Below are 1,293 nucleotides of genomic sequence, written 5' to 3'. Positions count from 1 at the left end.
AGGATAGGACGTTGCCACGCGATTATTCCGGCATAGCTCAGTTGGTAGAGCACCTGACTGTTAATCAGGTTGTCGACGGTTCGAGCCCGCCTGCCGGAGCTTTAGATGGAGAGTTGTCCGAGTGGCTGAAGGAGCAGCATTGGAAATGCTGTAAACGGGTACTAACCTGTTTCGAGGGTTCGAATCCCTCACTCTCCGTTTTCATAAGTATGACCCGTTGGTCAAGTGGTTTAAGACACCGCCCTTTCACGGCGGTAACATGGGTTCGAATCCCGTACGGGTCATTTTGGAGGATTAGCTCAGTTGGGAGAGCGTCTGCCTTACAAGCAGAGGGTCACAGGTTCGAGCCCTGTATCCTCCATCGTAACATAACATTATTATGGTCCGTTGGTCTAGTTGGTTAGGACGCCTCCCTGTCACGGAGGAGATCACGAGTTCGAGTCTCGTACGGACCGTTGTTATGTTATTAATAATTTAATACACAACAAACATATTACATGAATGGTATATGGCTCGGTAGCTCAGTCGGTAGAGCAATGGATTGAAGCTCCATGTGTCGGCGGTTCGATTCCGTCCCGCGCCATTTATGGTGGGGTAGCGAAGTCTGGCTAAACGCGGCGGACTGTAAATCCGCTCCTTCGGGTTCGGTGGTTCGAATCCACTCCCCACCATTCATAGGGATATAGTTTAAAGGTAGAACTACGGTCTCCAAAACCGTCGGTGTGGGTTCAATTCCTACTATCCCTGTTTGTAATGTGATGGCGGTATTGGTGAAGTGGTTAACACACCGGATTGTGGTTCCGGCACGCGTGGGTTCGATTCCCACATACCGCCCTAGATTGGGGCACTTGATTAATTTCAGCTGGTCCAGTCAGATTAGATAGGCGATTATGGTGGTATAGCCAAGTGGTAAGGCAGAGGTCTGCAAAACCTTCATCGTCGGTTCGAATCCGATTACCACCTTTGACTTGGGTGTATCCAATCAATATTTTTTTGCCGGAGTGGCGGAACTGGCAGACGCGCTGGACTCAAAATCCAGTGACCGTTGAGGTCGTGTGGGTTCGAACCCCACCTCCGGTATAAGAAGTTTCATCTCGGAAGTCATCACATTAGGTGGTGGCTTTTTTATTGTACAATTTTTCAATATCATCTTGGATAGCTTTAAGGATAGCGCTGATAGGTGCTTACTGTAAGGTAAGCACCTAATAACTGACCGCATTGAAATACAGACAAAAAGAAGCTGGCGTCCTCGGTTTTTGAGGACGCCAGCTTCTTTCCATGCCTTAAGCGGCT

At 48.8% G+C, this 1,293-nt stretch carries 11 tRNA genes; all 11 read left to right on the top strand.

The window, feature by feature from the left end:
- The first annotated feature begins 26 nt into the window (after positions 1 to 26).
- The 11 genes from FAY32_RS14435 (at position 27) to FAY32_RS14385 (ending at position 1,080) form a co-directional block, all read left to right on the top strand.
- A tRNA-Asn gene (locus tag FAY32_RS14435) sits at positions 27 to 99 on the top strand.
- A gap of 8 nt (positions 100 to 107) precedes the next feature.
- A tRNA-Ser gene (locus FAY32_RS14430) sits at positions 108 to 198 on the top strand.
- A gap of 13 nt (positions 199 to 211) precedes the next feature.
- Positions 212 to 284: transfer RNA gene (locus FAY32_RS14425), tRNA-Glu, on the top strand.
- A gap of 4 nt (positions 285 to 288) precedes the next feature.
- Positions 289 to 361: transfer RNA gene (locus FAY32_RS14420), tRNA-Val, on the top strand.
- Between the two features lie 20 nt (positions 362 to 381).
- Positions 382 to 455, top strand: a tRNA-Asp gene (locus tag FAY32_RS14415).
- Between the two features lie 55 nt (positions 456 to 510).
- Positions 511 to 583: transfer RNA gene (locus tag FAY32_RS14410), tRNA-Phe, on the top strand.
- A gap of 5 nt (positions 584 to 588) precedes the next feature.
- Positions 589 to 671: transfer RNA gene (locus FAY32_RS14405), tRNA-Tyr, on the top strand.
- A 5-nt stretch (positions 672 to 676) separates the two neighbouring features.
- Positions 677 to 747: transfer RNA gene (locus FAY32_RS14400), tRNA-Trp, on the top strand.
- Positions 748 to 761: 14 nt separating this feature from the next.
- Positions 762 to 834: transfer RNA gene (locus FAY32_RS14395), tRNA-His, on the top strand.
- Between the two features lie 58 nt (positions 835 to 892).
- Positions 893 to 963 (top strand) — tRNA-Cys (locus tag FAY32_RS14390).
- Positions 964 to 995: 32 nt separating this feature from the next.
- Positions 996 to 1,080 (top strand) — tRNA-Leu (locus FAY32_RS14385).
- Positions 1,081 to 1,293 lie beyond the last annotated feature (213 nt).

Origin of the sequence: Levilactobacillus enshiensis, from assembly GCF_007115095.1 — a bacterium.
Lineage (GTDB): Bacteria > Bacillota > Bacilli > Lactobacillales > Lactobacillaceae > Levilactobacillus > Levilactobacillus enshiensis.
Note: the sequence above shows the minus strand (reverse complement) of the source record. Positions and strands in the feature narration are given on the sequence as shown.